The organism is Streptomyces sp. NPDC102360 (assembly GCF_044766085.1).
Classification (GTDB): domain Bacteria; phylum Actinomycetota; class Actinomycetes; order Streptomycetales; family Streptomycetaceae; genus Streptomyces.
Window position 1 is genome coordinate 352,872 of sequence record NZ_JBIWLG010000002.1, and the last position, 17,476, is coordinate 370,347.

At 69.4% G+C, this 17,476-nt stretch carries 13 protein-coding genes; 3 read left to right on the forward strand and 10 right to left on the reverse strand.

Annotated elements, in window-relative coordinates; genetic code table 11:
* Window position 1: 1 nt before the first annotated feature.
* From fdhF to sucC, 10 genes are all read right to left on the reverse strand, one after another.
* A complete protein-coding gene (gene fdhF, locus ACIRHA_RS11115; protein WP_403842970.1) occupies window positions 2–2,812 on the reverse strand; it encodes a formate dehydrogenase subunit alpha in 2,811 nt (936 codons plus the stop codon).
* Window positions 2,809–4,407 carry a formate dehydrogenase beta subunit gene (locus ACIRHA_RS11120; RefSeq protein WP_403844428.1) on the reverse strand — a complete coding sequence of 533 codons (1,599 nt, stop codon included), beginning with the start codon at window positions 4,405–4,407 and terminating at the stop codon, window positions 2,809–2,811. Before ACIRHA_RS11120 ends, fdhF begins: the two co-directional genes overlap by 4 nt.
* A 33-nt stretch (window positions 4,408–4,440) precedes the next feature.
* Entirely contained in the window at window positions 4,441–4,935 is a 495-nt protein-coding gene (locus tag ACIRHA_RS11125) for an NAD(P)H-dependent oxidoreductase subunit E (protein WP_403842973.1), read from the reverse strand.
* Between the two features lie 134 nt (window positions 4,936–5,069).
* Entirely contained in the window at window positions 5,070–5,816 is a 747-nt protein-coding gene (locus ACIRHA_RS11130; RefSeq protein ID WP_403842975.1) for an acyl-CoA dehydrogenase family protein, read from the reverse strand.
* Between the two features lie 81 nt (window positions 5,817–5,897).
* Entirely contained in the window at window positions 5,898–6,440 is a 543-nt protein-coding gene (locus ACIRHA_RS11135; RefSeq protein ID WP_403844430.1) for a beta-class carbonic anhydrase, read from the reverse strand.
* Window positions 6,397–7,626 carry a formyl-CoA transferase gene (frc, locus tag ACIRHA_RS11140; RefSeq protein WP_403842977.1) on the reverse strand — a complete coding sequence of 410 codons (1,230 nt, stop codon included), beginning with the start codon at window positions 7,624–7,626 and terminating at the stop codon, window positions 6,397–6,399. Before frc (ACIRHA_RS11140) ends, ACIRHA_RS11135 begins: the two co-directional genes overlap by 44 nt.
* Window positions 7,627–7,767: 141 nt before the next feature.
* Complete coding sequence (locus ACIRHA_RS11145; protein WP_403844433.1) at window positions 7,768–8,442, reverse strand: GntR family transcriptional regulator; 675 nt, start codon at window positions 8,440–8,442, stop codon at window positions 7,768–7,770.
* Window positions 8,443–8,669: 227 nt separating this feature from the next.
* Window positions 8,670–10,211, reverse strand: coding sequence for an aldehyde dehydrogenase family protein (locus ACIRHA_RS11150; protein ID WP_403842980.1), 1,542 nt, complete (start codon window positions 10,209–10,211; stop codon window positions 8,670–8,672).
* 142 nt (window positions 10,212–10,353) lie between these two features.
* Complete coding sequence (gene sucD / locus ACIRHA_RS11155; RefSeq protein ID WP_403842982.1) at window positions 10,354–11,238, reverse strand: succinate--CoA ligase subunit alpha; 885 nt, start codon at window positions 11,236–11,238, stop codon at window positions 10,354–10,356.
* Between the two features lie 11 nt (window positions 11,239–11,249).
* Entirely contained in the window at window positions 11,250–12,392 is a 1,143-nt protein-coding gene (gene sucC, locus ACIRHA_RS11160; RefSeq protein ID WP_403842984.1) for an ADP-forming succinate--CoA ligase subunit beta, read from the reverse strand.
* 188 nt (window positions 12,393–12,580) lie between these two features.
* Between sucC and frc (ACIRHA_RS11165) the strand changes: the two genes are divergently transcribed.
* The 3 genes from frc (ACIRHA_RS11165) (at window position 12,581) to ACIRHA_RS11175 (ending at window position 17,476) form a co-directional block, all read left to right on the forward strand.
* Window positions 12,581–13,810, forward strand: coding sequence for a formyl-CoA transferase (frc, locus tag ACIRHA_RS11165; protein ID WP_403842987.1), 1,230 nt, complete (start codon window positions 12,581–12,583; stop codon window positions 13,808–13,810).
* Window positions 13,811–13,813: 3 nt separating this feature from the next.
* Window positions 13,814–15,967 (forward strand): acetate--CoA ligase family protein, encoded by a 2,154-nt coding sequence (locus ACIRHA_RS11170; protein ID WP_403842990.1) that lies wholly within the window; start codon window positions 13,814–13,816, stop codon window positions 15,965–15,967.
* A gap of 123 nt (window positions 15,968–16,090) precedes the next feature.
* Entirely contained in the window at window positions 16,091–17,476 is a 1,386-nt protein-coding gene (locus ACIRHA_RS11175; RefSeq protein WP_403842993.1) for an OFA family MFS transporter, read from the forward strand.

The window sequence follows — 17,476 nt, forward strand, 5'->3', positions numbered from 1 at the left end:
GTCAGTCCACCACCGTGACGAGTTCGTCCGCCGCCTGGCGAGCGGCCTCGGCCTTCGGCGCGAGCCCGACCTGCACGGCTGTCACCTTGTACTCCGGGCAGTTGGTGGCCCAGTCGGAGTTCTCCGTGGTCACCACGTTCGCGCCCGTCACCGGGTGGTGGAAGGTGGTGTAGACGACGCCCGGTGGCATCCGGTCGGAGATCTGCGCGTGCAGCGTCGTCGCGCCGACGCGGCTGGAGAGCGTGACGAGGTCGCCGTTGGTGATGCCGCGCTCCTCCGCGTCGTGGGGGTGCACCTCCAGGATGTCCTCGGGGTGCCAGGCGACGTTGCCGGTGCGGCGGGTCTGCGCGCCGACGTTGTACTGGCTGAGGATGCGGCCCGTGGTGAGGACCAGCGGGAAGCGGCGGGTGCTGCGTTCGTTGGTCGGGACGTACGAGGTGACCACGAACTTGCCCTTGCCGCGCGTGAACGCGTCGACGTGCATGGTCGGTGTGCCCTCGGGGGCCTCCTCGTTGCACGGCCACTGGATGCTGCCGAGCTTGTCGATGAGGTCGAAGGAGACACCCGCGAAGGTCGGGGTGACCGACGCGATCTCGTCCATGATCTGCGACGGGTGGTCGTAGTCCATGGTGTAGCCCATGGCGGTGGCGATCTCGCACACGATCTGCCACTCGTGCTTGCCGGCCTTGGGCGGCATCACCGACCGCACTCGGTTGACGCGCCGCTCGGCGTTGGTGAACGTGCCGTCCTTCTCCAGGAAGGAGGCGCCGGGCAGGAAGACGTGGGCGAACTTCGCCGTCTCGTTGAGGAACAGGTCCTGGACCACGACGAGGTCCATGGACTCCAGGGCTGCTGTCACGTGCTGGAGGTTGGGGTCCGACTGGGCGATGTCCTCGCCGTGTACGAACAGGCCGCGGAAGTCACCTTCGATCGCGGCGTCGAACATGTTGGGGATGCGAAGGCCCGGTTCGGCGAGGATCGTGCCGCCCCACAGCTTCTCGAAGACACCGCGCACCGCGTCGTCCGAGATGTGCCGGTAGCCGGGCAGCTCGTGCGGGAAGGAGCCCATGTCGCAGGAGCCCTGCACGTTGTTCTGGCCGCGCAGCGGGTTCACGCCGACGCCGTCGCGGCCGATGTTCCCGCAGGCCATCGCGAGGTTGGCCATTCCCATGACCATCGTCGAGCCCTGGCTGTGCTCGGTGACACCGAGGCCGTAGTAGATCGCGCCGTTGGGCGCGGCCGCGTACAGCCGTGCCGCGGCGCGCAGTTCGGCCGCCGGGACCCCGCTGATCTCCTCCGTCGCCTCGGGGCTGTTCTCGGGGCGGGCCACGAACTCGGCCCACTCCTCGAAGCCTTCGCAACGCTGCGCGACGAAGCCCTTGTCGACGAGGTTCTCGGTGACGACGACGTGCGCCATCGCGTTGACCACGGCGACGTTCGTGCTGGGCTTGAGCTGGAGATGGTGGGCGGCCTCGATGTGCGGGGAGCGGACGAGGTCGATGCGGCGCGGGTCGACAACGATCAACTCGGCGCCCTGGCGCAGGCGTTGCTTCATCCGTGAGGCGAACACCGGGTGTCCGTCCGTGGGGTTGGCGCCGATGACCATGATGACGTCGGCCTCGGCGACGGAGCGGAAGTCCTGGGTGCCGGCCGATTCGCCGAAGGTCTGCTTGAGCCCGTAGCCGGTGGGCGAGTGGCAGACGCGGGCGCAGGTGTCGATGTTGTTGTTGCCGAAGGCGGCGCGGACCATCTTCTGGACGACGTAGACCTCTTCGTTGGTGCAGCGGGAGGAGGAGATCGCGCCGATGGAGCCCGAACCGTAGCGGCCCTGGATCTCCTTGAAGCGGCGCGCGACCGTGCCGATCGCCTCGTCCCACTCGACCTCGCGCCAGGGGTCGGTGATGCGGTCGCGGACCATGGGCTTGAGCTTGCGGTCGGGGTGGGTGGCGTAGCCGAAGGCGAAGCGGCCCTTGACGCAGGAGTGGCCCTCGTTGGCGCCGCCGTCCTTGTGCGGAACCATGCGGACGAGTTCGTCGCCGCGCAGCTCGGCCTTGAACGAGCATCCGACACCGCAGTACGCGCACGTGGTGACCACGGACCGGGTCGGCATGCCGAGGTCGACCACCGACTTCTCTTGGAGAGTTGAGGTCGGGCAGGCCTGGACGCAGGAGCCGCAGGACACGCATTCGGAGTCCATGAACGACTCCCCGGCGCCCGCCGACACCTTCGACTCGAAGCCGCGCCCCTCGATGGTGAGCGCGAACGTGCCCTGCGTCTCGTCGCAGGCGCGCACGCAGCGCGAGCAGGCGATGCACTTCGACGGGTCGAAGTCGAAGTACGGGTTGGAGGTGTCCTTCTCCGCGTCAAGGTGGTTGGCGCCCTCGTAGCCGTAGCGGACCTGGCGCAGGCCCACCACGCCCGCCATGTCCTGGAGTTCGCAGTCACCATTGGCGGGGCAGGTGAGGCAGTCGAGCGGGTGGTCGGAGATGTACAGCTCCATGACGCCCTGGCGGAGCTTCTCCACCTTCGGGGTCTGCGTCTTCACCGACATGCCGTCCGAGCAAGGCGTCGTACAGGAGGCGGGGGTCCCGCGCCGGCCGTCGATCTCGACGACGCACAGCCGGCAGGAACCGAACGCCTCCAGGCTGTCGGTGGCGCACAGCTTCGGTACCTCGATGCCGGCCTCGGCGGCCGCCCGCATCACGGACGTGCCCTCGGGGACCGTCACCTGTTGTCCGTCGATCTCCACCGAGACCGTCGCCGCTCCGGGGCGTTCGGGAGTGCCGAAGTCGGGTTCCTTCAGAAGCGTCATGCCTGGCCCTCCGTTCGAGTGGTGCCCCGCTGTACGGGGTGGATCTCCAGGAGCCGACGGTCGCCGCGGTCGACGAAGTCGTCGGCGAAGTGCGCGAGGGCGCTGCGTACGGGCATCGGCGTCAGGCCGCCCATGGCACACAGTGAACCATCGGTCATCAGCTCGCACAGGTCCTCGAGCAGCGCGAGATTCTCGTCCCGTTGCTCACCGGCCACGATCCGGTCGATGACCTCGACTCCGCGGACCGAACCGACGCGGCAGGGCGTGCACTTGCCGCAGGACTCCTCGGCGCAGAACTCCATCGCGAAGCGGGCCTGCGCCGCCATGTCGACGGTGTCGTCGAAGACGACCACGCCGCCGTGCCCGAGCATGGCCCCGGCCTCGGCGAGGGCCTCGTAGTCCATCGGCAGGTCGAACTGGGCCTCCGGCAGATACGCGCCGAGCGGCCCTCCCACCTGCACGGCCCGCGCGGGGCGGCCGCTCAGGGTCCCCCCGCCGTAGTCCTCGATCAGCTCGCGCAGGGTGATGCCGAAGGCGGTCTCGACGATGCCGCCGCGCTTGATGTTGCCGGCGAGCTGGAAGACCTGGGTGCCGCGGGAGCGGCCGACGCCGAGGTCCTGGTAGGCCTTGGCGCCGTCGGCGAGGACGACGGGGACGGTGGTGAGCGTGAGGACGTTGTTCACCACGGTCGGCCTGCCGAAGAGGCCCTCGATCGCGGGGATCGGGGGTTTCGCGCGGACCATGCCGCGCTTGCCCTCCAGACTCTCCAGCATGGAGGTCTCCTCGCCGCAGATGTACGCGCCTGCGCCGACGCGGATGTGCAGGTCGAAGTCGAGCGACGAGCCGAGGATGCCGGAGCCGAGCCAGCCGCGCCCGCGCGCGATGTCGATCGCTGCGCCCATCGTGGCGATGGCGTCGGGGTACTCGGAGCGGATGTAGAGGTAGCCCTCGCGGGCGCCGACGGCGTGGGCGGCGATCGTCATGCCCTCGATGAGCAGGAACGGGTCGCCCTCCATGACCATGCGGTCGGCGAAGGTGCCGCTGTCGCCCTCGTCGGCGTTGCAGCAGATGAACTTGAGGTCATCGGCGCAGTCCAGCACCGTCTTCCACTTGATGCCCGCCGGGAAGCCGGCGCCACCGCGACCGCGGAGCCCGGAGTCGGTGACCTCGGTGACGACGTCGGCGGGCGTCATCTCCAGGGCCGCGCGCAGCCCTTGGAGGCCGCCGTGGGCCTCGTAGTCCTCGGGTGAGAGCGGGTCGGTGATGCCGACGCGGGCGAACGTGACGCGGTTCTGCCGTGCCAGCCAGGGGAGTTGGTCGACCGGGCCGAGCCGCAGCGGGTGGTCGGCGCCGTCGAGCATTCCGGCGGCGAGGAGGCCGGGGACGTCGTCGGGGGTGACCGGGCCGTAGCCGATGCGGCCCTCGGGGGTCACGACCTCGACGAGGGGTTCGAGCCAGAGCAGTCCGCGCGAGCCGTTGCGGACGACGTCGAGGTCGAACCCGCCCTCGATGGCGGAGAGTTGGAGTTGCTGCGCCACCTCGTCGGCGCCGACGGAGCGGGCCGCCGCGTCACGGGGGACGTACACGGTCGTCATGCTGCCTGTAGTCACGTGGTCGGAAGTCACCTCTCACACCGTCCCGTTGAGGATCGCGCCGAGCCGGGCCGGGGTCACGCGCCCGTGCAGCCGCCCGTTCGCCTCGACCGTGGGGCCGAGCGCGCAGTTGCCGAGACAGAAGACCTGCTCGACGGTGACACCACCGTCGGCGCTCGTGTCGCCGAGCGTCAGGCCCGACTCCCGTACGTGGCTCAACAGGCGGTCTGCGCCCAGTGCTTGGCAGGCTTCGGCGCGGCAGATGCGGACGATGGAGCGGCCCGCGGGCTCGCGGCGGAAGTCGTGGTAGAAGGTCACCACTCCGTGCACGTCGGCCCGCGAGAGGTTGAACTCGTCGGCGAGGACGGGGATCGCCTCCTGCGGTACGCACCCCAACTCGGCCTGCACGGCGTGGAGTACGGGCAGCAGTGCACCGCGCTCGCCGCGGTGCACCGACGCCGCCCTCCTGACCACGCTCTCGACCGACACGTCCGTCCCGCTGGTCGTCATGATCGCTCCGCCTTCCGTCATGCGGGCCTCCGGCGCGGGTGCAGGAGACACCGGCACTACCCCATACAGACTTCTGTATACAGAAGCCCGGTGTAAAGAAGCGGGACGAAATCGAGCGGAGTCGATCGGCCGACTTCCGTACACCGGGCCGGTGTTCACGAGGCCACGAGCGCGGGCTCGTGACCCGACACGACGCCCGACATGACGCCCGTCGCGGCGGCCAACTCGGTCAGCCACGGCTGCACGAGTTCCCGCACCAGCCGCTCGCCGCCCCCATCCTCCCCGAGCAGGGCCGAGGCGGGTACGCGCACGGGGTCGGCGCAGACCGTCGAGGTCGCGCTGCCGCTCGGCCCCGGCCCTGCCGCCCGGGCCGGCACGTACAGATCGGGGGCGTGGGCGGGGACCAGCCACAGGCTCCGCCCACCCAGCCCGCCCGGCCCGCCCCCGGACGGCCCGCTCGACCACAGGTAGCTGTCGGCCTCCCCCGCGGCGACCACCTGGCGCTTGCGGCCTCGCAGGGTGACGACCTCGCCGGTGCGGCGCGCCGCGAACTCCGGCCCGTCCTCCTCCAGGGCGAGCGAGCACAGATGGCGCCCGGCGGCGATCTCCGCGCGCACCCAGGCGCCGCCGTACGCCTCGACGACGGCCACCGCCGCGTAGTGCGAGCGGAGCACGGTCGCGGCGGCCGGACAGACGCGTGCGACGCGCGCCACGACGTCGGCGGCCTCGGCCAACCCCCGCCCGCCACCGCCGAGTTCGGGGGCGACGGTGAGGCCGAGCAGTCCGGCGCGGCCGAGCGCGGTGACGCCGGAGCGGGGGAATCTTCCTTGTGTGCGGGCCGGTTCGCCGCCGGATGCAACGGCGCCGGTCAGGACGTGATCGAGTGCGGTGCGGTACGACACGGGGCGACCCCCTCGTCAGCGATACATGAGCTGCCACGATGCGACGCGGCAATTGCATACAGTCGGTGGGACAGGACAGGGCTACGCGGTGATCTCCCGCAGCAGCCCCGTCCGTACGTCGAAGACGAAACCGCGGACATCGTCGGTGTGCGGCAGGAAGGGCGACGTGCGCACCTTCCGCAGGGACTGCCGCACGTCCTGGTCGACGTCGGTGAAGCCCTCCACCGCCCACGTCGGCCGCTGGCCGACCTCGCGTTCCAGCTCGTGCCGGAAGTCCTCACTCAGCGACTCGAGGCCGCACCCGGTGTGGTGGATCAGCACCACACTGCGGGTGCCGAGCGCCCGTTGGCTGATGGCGAGTGAGCGGATGGTGTCGTCGGTGACCACACCGCCCGCGTTGCGGACGGTGTGGCAGTCGCCGAGTTCCAGGCCGAGCGCGGCGTGCAGGTCGATCCTGGCGTCCATGCAGGCGACGACGGCCACCTCGAGGACCGGGCGGGCGTCCATGCCGGGATCGGTGAACGCGGCGGCGTACCGTTCGTTCGCCTCGACGAGGCGGTCGACCACGGTGCCGCCCATCTCAGATGACGCCCTGCTCGGCGAGCTGCGCCAACTCAGCTGCATCCAGGCCGAGTTCGTCGGCATAGATGGCGGTGTTGTGCTCGCCCAGGAGCGGGGAGCCGGAGATGGTGGTCGGTGAGTCGGAGAGCTTGAGCGGGTTGCCCACCGTCGTGTACGAGCCGCGCCGGGGGTGCTCGACCTCGACGACCATCTCGTTGACCCCCAGGGACTCGTCCTCGATGATCTCCTTGGTGGAGAGGATCGGACCGCAGGGGATGTTGTGGGCGTTGAGCTTGTCCAGGACTTCCCACTTGGGGAGCGTCGAGGACCACTCCTCGATCAGCTGGAACATCTTGCCCAGCTTCGGAAGCCGCGCCTCCGGCGTCGACCACTCCGGGTCGTCCGCCATCTCCGGCCTGCCGATCAGCTCGGCCATCGGCTTCCAGCCGACGGGCTGGACGATGACGTACACGTAGTCGTTCGGTCCGCCGGGGGCGCACTTGACGGCCCAGCCGGGCTGCCCACCGCCCGACGCGTTGCCCGAACGGGGCACCTCGTCGCCGAAGTCCTCGTTCGGATACTCCGCCAACGGGCCATGTGTGAGGCGCTGTTGGTCGCGCAGCTTCACGCGACACAGGTTGAGCACCGCGTGCTGCATGGCGACGTTGACCCGCTGCCCGCGCCCGGTGCTCTCACGCTGGAAGAGCGCCGCCAAGATGCCGGCGACGGTGTGGATACCCGTCCCCGAGTCACCGATCTGCGCGCCCGTGGCCGTCGGCGGTCCGCCCTCGAAGCCGGTGGTGGCCATCGAGCCACCCATGGCCTGGGCGACGACCTCGTAGGCCTTGAAGTTGGTGTACGGGCCGTCGCCGAAGCCCTTGATGGAGGCGTAGATGATGCGCGGGTTGATCTCCTGGATGCGGTCCCAGGTGAAGCCCATCCGGTCCACCGCGCCCGGTCCGAAGTTCTCCACCATGACGTCCGAGCGGCGGATCAGCTCCGTGAGGATCTCCTTGCCGCGGTCGCTCTTGGTGTTCAGGGTGATGCTCCGCTTATTGGAGTTGAGCATCGTGAAGTAGAGGGAGTCGACGTCCGGGATGTCACGCAGCTGCTTGCGCGTGATGTCACCGGTCGGCGCCTCCAGTTTGACGACGTCCGCACCCAGCCACGCCAGCAACTGCGTTGCTGACGGGCCCGACTGAACGTGCGTCATATCGAGGACACGCACGCCCTCAAGAGCCTTGGCCATGATCGACACCCCATCTCTTCGCTTGCGCGTTCGGAGTTAGAAGGTCGGAACAGATACCACTCTTCATACAGTATTCGTCGACTGTATGCAATCCTCGGCGACAGCATGAACGGGATGGTGTGCTGGGCAGTTGGGCCGCTCCTACTTCGCCCGCTGGTGGTACGAGGTGCGCGTGTGCTCGGTGTGGGCGCGCATGACCTCCGCCGCCCGGCCCTCGTCCCGGTCCGCGAGCGCCGCGATCAGCCGGCGGTGCTCCGCCCAGGACTGATGGCCGCGCTGCCGCGCCACCGGCGTGTAGTACCAGCGCACCCGGCGGTCGACCTGTGCGGCCAGCTCCGCGAGGACCTCGTTGGCCGCCAACTCCATGACGGCCCCGTGCAGTTGAGCGTTGAGCGCGACGGCCGCCTCCACGTCGTCGGCCGCGACCGCCCGCTCCCCCGCCTCGCACAGCTCCTCCAGCGCGGCGACGGCGACGGCGTCGGCCTTCCCCGCGGCGAGCCGTACCGCCTCGGTCTCCAGGAGCTGGCGGACTCTCAGGAGCTGGTCCGCCTCGTCCTCGGTCGGCTCGTGCACGAACGCGCCCTGCGCGGGCCGCAGATCGACCCAGCCCTCAGTGCTGAGCCGCTGCAACGCCTCCCGGACGGGCTGCCTCGACACCCCGAGCTGCGCCGCGAGATCCGTCTCGACGAGGTGCGCGCCCGGCGGCAGGACGCGGGTGATGATGAGTTCCAGGAGCGCGCCGTAGACCCGCTCACGCAGCGGCCCCGGCCGGTCCAGCTTGGGAACCGCACCTTGCGGCAGTCCTGCGGTCGGCAACATCGGGGCCCCTTCCGTCCAGCGTCCACGGTGTCTCAACCCACGCTTCTCGCACGGGGATTGTCGTAGTTCTTGCCGAGGGTCATTCCAGCCTGTACACAATATCCCGTCGACACATCGTGTGCGCGGGGCGGGCGTGAACTCGCCCCGCGGCACGGCGGCGGGGTCCACGTGCGGCGGGGAGCGCCCCCTGCGCCACGCGGGACCCCGCCGCAGCTGCGTCTGCGTCAGGGCATCAGCTGGTACTCGGGGAAGTTGCCCGGCAGCCGCTCCCCCGACGGCCCTTCGGTGACCGCGCGGACCAGGAGTTCGCCGCCCACGAACGCGCCGCGCCACGACGCCCCGAACCCGCCGAACAGCTCGTCACGGTCCCCGCGCGAACGCGGCTTGCCGTGGCCGACCTTGAACGCCCGGACCTGCGGAGCGAGCCGCTCGTACGTCGCCTCGTCATCGGTGGACAGGGTGGCGACGAGGGCGCCGTTGGACGCGTTCATCGCCGCGAGGAGCTCCGCCTCGGTGTCGACGAGCACGATGGTGTCCACCGGGCCGAACGGCTCGGCGTGGTGCAGCGGCGAGGACGGCGGCGGTCCGAGCAGTGTCACCGGATGCACGTACGCGCTGGTGTCCTGGCCGGGCAGGAACAGCGCCGGGTCGGCCGTGGCGCGGTGCAGCGGGACGGCTCCTCGGTCGATCGCCTCCGCGACCTGGTCGTGCAGCTCCTTCGCCTTCGCCGCGTTGATCAGCGGCCCGAAGTCCAGTGCCGGGTACGGGTCGTCGGGGTGCTCGACGGCCAGCGGGTGGCCGACGCGCAGGGTGCGTACGGCGGGCAGGTAGGCGGCGAGGAAGTCGTCGAAGGCCTCGCGCTGCACGACGAACCGCGGGTAGGCGGTGCAGCGCTGCTTCCCGTAGTCGAAGAGCTTGGGCAGGGCGGCCGTCAGCTTGTCCCAGTCGGTGAAGTTCCAGATGCCCCAGGTGTTGAGGCCCTCCTGCTCCAGGATGTGCCGCTTGCCGAGGTCGGCGACGTCCGTGGCAACGGCGGCGCCGGTGTCCCGGCCGCCGACGAAGGACACGCAGCCGATCTCCGGCGCCCGCACGAGCGCCTCGGACAGCTGCCCGCCGCTGCCGCTGACCAGGGTGACCGGGATGCCCTCGCGGGCGGCGAGGGCGCAGGCCAGGGTGAGACACGAGACGCCGCCGTCGGTGGGTGTCTTGGCGATGACCGCGTTGCCGGCCAGGGCCTGGACCAGCATGGCGTGCACGAGCACGCTCATCGGGTAGTTCCAGCTGGCGATGTTCGACACGGGTCCGGCCAGCGGGGTGCGCTCGCCGTCGCCGAGCATGTCGTCGATGCCGTCGACGTACCAGCGCACGCCGTCGATGGCGCGGTCCACGTCGGCCTGCGCGAGCCGCCACGGCTTGCCGATCTCCCAGACCAGGAGCAGGGCGAGGAGTTCACGGTGCTGGGTGAGGGCGTCGAGGGTCGCCGCGACGCGAGCGCGCCGCTCGGGCAGCGGGATGTGCCGCCAAGCGCGGTGCTGGTCGAGGGAGGCGCGCACGGCCTGGTGGGCGACGTCGGCGTCGAGGCGGGGCGGGCCCGCGATGGGGCTGCCGTCTACGGGGCTGGTGGCGGGCAGGGCGCGGCCGTCGGCCTGCCAGGCGCCGTTCCAAAGGTTCAGGACGCGGTCGTCGCGGAAGGCCTCGGGGGCGACGGCGAGGCAGCGCTGCCAGGCGTCGGCCCAGGACGTACCGGACTTGAGGGTGATTGCCATGATGTTTGGTCTCCGCTCACGGTGCACAGTCGGGGCGGGGCTACTTGATGGCTGGTGGTGCTGTGGACGGGAGGTGCCCAGCGGACACCTCCCGTATGCCAATTGACTTACGTAGATGGCCAGTTGGCTCCTATGAGAAGCGTCACTGCCCGTCGGCGAGGTGGTCCAGGACGAGCCGCGCCGTCTCCGTCGGTGTCGAGCCGACGCGGACGCCGACGGCTTCGAGCGCCTCCTTCTTGGCCGCCGCCGTGCCCGATGAGCCGGAGACGATGGCGCCGGCGTGGCCCATCGTCTTGCCCTCGGGCGCGGTGAATCCGGCGATGTAGCCGACGACGGGTTTGGTGACGTGCGCGCGGATGTACCCCGCGGCGCGTTCCTCGGCGTCGCCGCCGATCTCCCCGATGAGGACGATGAGTTCGGTCTCGGGGTCGGCCTCGAACGCTTCGAGGCAGTCGATGTGGGTGGTGCCGATGACGGGGTCGCCGCCGATGCCCACGCACGTCGAGAAGCCGATGTCGCGCAGCTCGTACATGAGTTGGTACGTGAGGGTGCCGGACTTGGAGACGAGTCCGATGCGGCCCGGCTTGGTGATGTCGGCCGGGATGATGCCCGCGTTCGAGGCGCCGGGCGAGATGAGTCCCGGGCAGTTGGGGCCGATGACGCGGGTGCCGCGCTGCTTCGCGTACGCGTGGAAGGTCACGGCGTCGTGCACCGGGATGCCCTCCGTGATGACGACGGCGAGCGGGATGCCCGCGTCGGCCGCCTCGATGACGGCGCCCTTGGCGAAGGCCGGCGGTACGAAGACGACGGTGACATCGGCTCCGGTGGCGGCCATGCCCTCGGCGACGCCGCCGAAGACCGGGATCTCGCGGCCGTCGAGGTCGACGCTGCTCCCGGCCTTGCGGGGGTTGACGCCGCCGACGACGTTCGTGCCCGCCTGGAGCATGCGGCGGGTGTGCTTCATACCCTCGGATCCGGTCATGCCCTGGACGAGGACCCTGCTCTCCTGGGTCAGATAGATGGCCATGTCCGGGCTCCTTAAAGTGGGTTGGGGGCGAGGGCGAGGTCTGCCGCCTGGCGCGCGGCGCCGTCCATGGTGGTGGCCTGTTCGACCAGCGGGTGCGCGCGCTCTTCGAGGATGGCCCGGCCACGCGCGGCGTTGTTGCCGTCGAGGCGGACGACGAGCGGCTTGGTGAGCTGGACGTGCTCCAGGGCCTGGACGATGCCGTCGGCGACCGCGTCGCAGGCGGTGATGCCGCCGAAGACGTTGACGAAGACGGACTTCACGGCCGGGTCGGAGAGGATGACGTCGAGCCCGTCCGCCATGATCTGCGCGGAGGCGCCGCCGCCGATGTCGAGGAAGTTGGCGGGCTTCGCGCCGCAGCCCGCGACCACGTCGAGGGTGGACATGACGAGCCCGGCGCCGTTGCCGATGATGCCGACCTCACCGTCGAGCTTGACGTAGTTGAGCCCCTTGGCGGCGGCCCGCGTCTCCAGGGTCTCCTCGTGGTCCGCCTCCTTCTCGGGGCCCCAACGTGCGTTGCGGAAGCGGGCGTTGTCGTCGAGGGTGACCTTTCCGTCGAGCGCGAGGATCTGCCCCTGCGCGGTGCGTACGAGCGGGTTCACCTCGACGAGCAGCGCGTCCTCGCGGGTCAGGACGGACCACAGGCGTACGAGGACGTCGACGGTCTGCGGCGGAAGGCCGGCCACCTCGGCGATACGCGCCGCGACGGCGGAGGTGACACCGACGGCCGGGTCGATGGGGATCCGGGCCACGGCCTCCGGCCGGCTGGAGGCAACCTCCTCGATCTCCATGCCGCCCTCGGCGGAGGCGATGGCGAGGAAGGTACCGGACGCGCGGTCGAGGACGTACGAGACGTAGAACTCGGCCTCGATGTCGACGGGTTGGGCCAGCATCACCCTTCGTACGGTGTGGCCCTTGATGTCCATGCCGAGGATCTGGCGCGCCGTCAGCTCGGCGGCGGCCGGGTCGGCGGCGAGCTTGACACCGCCCGCCTTGCCGCGCCCACCCGTCTTGACCTGCGCCTTGACGACGACGCGGCCGCCGAGCCTGCGCGCGAACTCGCGTGCCTCCTTGGCGGATTCGGTGACCTCGGCCCGCGGGACGGGGATGCCGTGCTCCGCGAACAGGTCCCTCGCTTGGTGTTCGTACAGGTCCATTTTGCGGCTCCTGTCTCAGTTCCTGCTTCAGCCCCTGATTCGGCTAACGGAAAGGAAAAGTGCTGCACGCCCCCTGGACACCACCCACTCAATGCGGGATACCAGTTTTCATACAGTATTCGGCGACTGTATGCAATGTACGAGCCGACGGTGGACCGACCGTGGACCAGTAGCGAGGTGAGTCGTTCGTGACCAAGGCACTCGAGGGTGTGCGCGTCCTGGACATGACCCATGTCCAGTCAGGCCCATCCGCCACGCAGATGCTGGCGTGGCTGGGTGCGGACGTCGTCAAACTGGAGGCGCCGACCGGTGACATCACGCGCAAGCAACTGCGTGACATCCCGGACGTCGACTCCCTCTACTTCACGATGCTCAACTGCAACAAGCGGAGCATCACCCTGAACACCAAGACAGAGCGCGGCAAGGAGCTGCTCACCGAACTCATCCGCAGGTCGGACGTGTTGGTGGAGAACTTCGGGCCCGGCGCCGTGGACCGGATGGGCTTCACCTGGGACCGCATCCAGGAGATCAACCCCCGCATCATCTACGCCTCGATCAAGGGCTTCGGTGACGGCCCGTACACCAACTTCAAGGCGTACGAGGTCGTGGCCCAGGCCATGGGCGGCTCGATGTCGACGACCGGCTTCGAGGACGGACCACCCCTCGCGACCGGCGCGCAGATCGGCGACTCCGGCACCGGCATCCACACGGTCGCCGGCATCCTCGCCGCCCTGTTCCAGCGCGAGAACACCGGGCGCGGGCAGCGCGTGAACGTAGCCATGCAGCACGCGGTCCTCAACCTGTGCCGCGTCAAGCTGCGCGACCAACAGCGCCTCACGCATGGCCCGTTGGCGGAGTACCCGAACGAGGACTTCGGCGACGAGGTGCCCCGTTCCGGCAACGCGTCGGGCGGCGGGCAGCCCGGCTGGGCCGTCAAGTGCGCCCCCGGCGGGCCCAACGACTACGTCTACGTCATCGTCCAGCCGGTGGGCTGGAAGCCGCTCACCGAACTGATCGGGCGGCCCGAACTCTGCGAGGACGCCGACTGGGCCACGCCCGAGGCACGCCTTCCCAAGCTGAACAAGATGTTCCAGCTGATCGAGGAGTGGTCATCGACGCTCCCCAAGTGGGAGGTCCTGGACAAGCTCAACGCCCACAACATCCCCTGCGGCCCGATCCTTTCCACCAAGGAGATCATCGAGGACGAGTCGCTGGTCTCCAACGAGATGGTCGTCGAGGTGCCGCACTCGGAACGCGGCTCCTTCAAGACCGTCGGTTCCCCTCTCAAGCTCTCCGACTCCCCCGTCGACGTCACCTCCTCCCCGCTGCTCGGCGAGCACAACGCGGAGGTCTTCATCGGTGAACTCGGTCTCGGGGACGAAGAGTTGCTTCTGCTCAAGTCGAACGGAGTGATCTGATTGATGGCCGAGGAACGTGAGCTCAAGGTACGGGCGCTGCTCGACGCCGTACGGGCCGAGGGACGTACAGCGCTCACCGCGCCCGAGGGAAAGGTGATCGCCGACGCGTACGGGATCGCCGTCCCCGGCGAGGAGCTCGCGACCGCTGCCGACCAGGCGGTGGCGGCCGCGGCCCGCTTCGGCGGACCCGTGGTGCTGAAGATCGTGTCGCCCGACATCCTGCACAAGACCGACGCCGGCGGCGTCGTCGTCGGTGTGGAGGGCGAGGCCGCCGTACGGGAGGCGTACCAGCGGATCGTCGACAACGCGCACGCCTACGCGGTCGATGCCCACATCACCGGCATTCAGGTGCAGGAACTGCTGCCCACCGGGCCCGACACCCAGGAGGTCATCGTCGGGTCCGTCACCGACCCGACCTTCGGCAAGGTCGTCGCCTTCGGACTCGGCGGCGTACTCGTCGAGGTGCTCAAGGACGTCACCTTCCGGCTCGCGCCGGTGTCGGTGGACGAGTCCCTCGACATGCTCGACTCGATCAAGGCCGCGGAGGTGCTGCGCGGGGTGCGCGGCGCCAAGGGCGTCGACCGGGAAGCGCTGGCGGAGCAGATCCGCCGTGTGTCCCAACTGGTCTCGGAGTTCCCGGAGATAGCCGAGGTCGACCTCAACCCGGTGATCGCGACCCCGAAGGGCGCGCTCGCCGCCGACATCCGCGTCATCCTCGCCGAGGGCGAGCCGAAGCGGCGGCGCACGTACACCCGGGAGGAGATCCTGGGCACGATGCGACGGCTGATGGAGCCGCGCTCCGTCACCGTGATCGGCGCCTCGAACGAGCAGGGCAAGATCGGCAACTCGGTAATGCGCAACCTCATCGACGGCGGCTTCTCCGGCGAGATCCACCCGGTGAACCCGAAGGCCGACGACATCCTGGGCCGCAAGGCGTACAAGAGCGTCACGGACGTCCCCGGCGACGTGGACGTGGCGGTCTTCGCGATCCCCGCGAAGTTCGTGGCCTCGGCCCTGGAGGAGGTCGGCCGCAAGGGCATTCCCAACGCGGTCCTCATCCCCTCGGGGTTCGCAGAGACCGGCGAACAGGAGCTCCAGGACGAGATCGTGGCCATCGCCGAGCGCTACGGCACCCGCCTCCTCGGCCCGAACATCTACGGCTACTACTCGACGTGGCAGGACCTGTGCGCCACGTTCTGCACGCCGTACGACGTGAAGGGCGGCGTCGCCCTCACCAGTCAGTCCGGTGGCATCGGCATGGCCATCCTGGGCTTCGCGCGCACCACGAAGACGGGTGTCTCGGCGATCGTCGGACTCGGCAACAAGTCGGACCTCGACGAGGACGACCTGCTCACCTGGTTCGGCGAGGACCCCAACACCGACTGCATCGCGATGCACTTGGAGGACCTCAAGGACGGGCGGGCCTTCGTGGAAGCCGCGCGCGAGACCGTGCCGAAGAAGCCGGTCGTCGTCCTGAAGGCGGGGCGTACGGCGGCGGGCGCCAAGGCGGCCGGATCGCACACGGGCGCGCTCGCGGGCGACGACGCCGTGTACGACGACATCCTCAAGCAGGCCGGTGTCATCCGGGCGCCGGGCCTGAACGACATGCTGGAGTACGCGCGGGCGCTGCCGGTGCTTCCGACACCCAAGGGCGACAACGTCGTGATCATCACCGGGGCCGGCGGTTCGGGTGTGCTGCTTTCGGACGCGGTGATGGACAACGGGCTCCAACTCATGGAGATCCCGGATGACTTGGACGCCGCGTTCCGCGCGTTCATCCCGCCCTTCGGCGCCGCGGGCAACCCCGTCGACATCACGGGCGGCGAGCCCCCGTCGACGTACGAGGCGACGATCCGGCTGGGCCTGGAGGATCCGCGTATCCATTCGCTGGTGCTCGGCTACTGGCACACCATCGTCACCCCTCCCATGGTGTTCGCGGAGGTGACGGCGCGCGTCGTCCAGGAGTTCCGGGAGCGCGGCATCGAGAAGCCCGTGGTGGCCTCGCTGGCCGGCGACGTCGAGGTCGAGGAGGCGTGCCAGTACCTCTTCGATCGGGGTGTCGTCGCGTACCCGTACACGACCGAGAAGCCCGTCGCGGTGCTCGGCGCGAAGTACAAGTGGGCCCGCGCGGCAGGGAAGTTGGGGGGCGGTCGATGACGTAGGCGACCGGCGGGTCCGGTCGGCGGTGTGCGCCGACCGGACCCAGGACCCGTGCGCACACGGAAGAAATTTGGACAGGGGGCGCTGCCCAGATCTTTCGACGCAAGGGAAACGATCGACATGACAACAACCGATCTTCCTAGTTCCGTCCCCTACAGGGAGGTGACGGACGCCAACGGCCGGATGTACCGGGTTGGCGAGAGCGACATCGACATCATGGGTCGCGGGCGCAAGTGGATGGTCATCCTGCCCTGGGTGGGCATGATGGGCATCTCGTCAGCGGAGTACGCGTTCGCGTCCGCCGAGGACACGCTGCACACCGCACACCACTGGAACAGCGGACACATCTTCTGGATGATGACCGTCTGGATCTTCTTCCAGGCCGCCGTGGCCATGCCCGCGGGCAGGCTGCGGGAGAGCGGCAAACTGGCGGCCCGCTGGGCGATGATGCTCGGCGCGCTCGGCACGCTGCTCGGCTATCTCTCGCTGGCCTTCGCGCCGCACGTCATCGTGGCGTACATCGGCTTCGGCATGTTCAGCGGTATGGGCGCGGGCATGGTGTACGCGACCTGCGTCAACATGGTCGGCAAGTGGTACCCGGAGCGCAGGGGCGGCAAGACCGGATTCGTCAACGGCGGTTTCGCCTACGGATCCGTGCCGTTCGTGTTCCTGTTCACCGGGTTCATGGACCTGACCAACTTCCGCTGGGTGCTGGTCTCGGTGGGTGTCCTGCTCGCCGCGGTGGTCGCCGTGGCCGGGTACTTCTTCAAGGACCCGCCGAAGAACTGGTGGCCGGCGAATGTCGACCCGCTCAACCCGCCGGAGGACCCGCGTGCCCGCAGGTCCCTGGAGAAGAACCCGCCGGCCGTCAAGCAGTACAGCCCGATGGAGGCATGGAGGACCGGCCGTGTGGGGCTGATGTGGTTCTGTCTCGCCTGTACGTCGGGCGTGAACATCTTCGGCATCGCCTTCCAGGTCGACATCGGCAAGGAAGCGGGCTTCGCGGGCGGGATCGTGGCCACCGCGATGTCCCTCAAGGCGGTCGTCAACGGCACCGGGCGCGGTGTCATCGGCTGGCTCTCCGACCGGTACGGGCGCAAGCAGTGCCTGCTGGCGGTCTGCGTGATCCTGGGCCTGGCCCAGTTCGGCATCATCTGGTCGGCGTCGGAGCAGATGCTCGCGATGTTCCTGATCTTCTCCGCGATCTCCGGCTTCGGTGGCGGCGCGATCTTCCCGATGTTCGCGGCCCTGACCGCGGACTACTTCGGTGAGAACAACAACGCCACCAACTACGGCATGGTCTACAGCTCAAAGCTCGTCTCAGGGCTCGGCGCGGGCATGGGGTCCGTCGTCGTCGGGGCCTGGGGGCACTCGGGTGCGTTCATCCTGGCCGGCTGCATCTCGTTCTTCGCCGGCTTCGTGGCGATCTTCCTGTCCCCGCCCGGTAGGCCCAAGAATCGTGAGGTCCACCCCAACCCACACCCCCTTGGTGAGGAGATGGCTTGA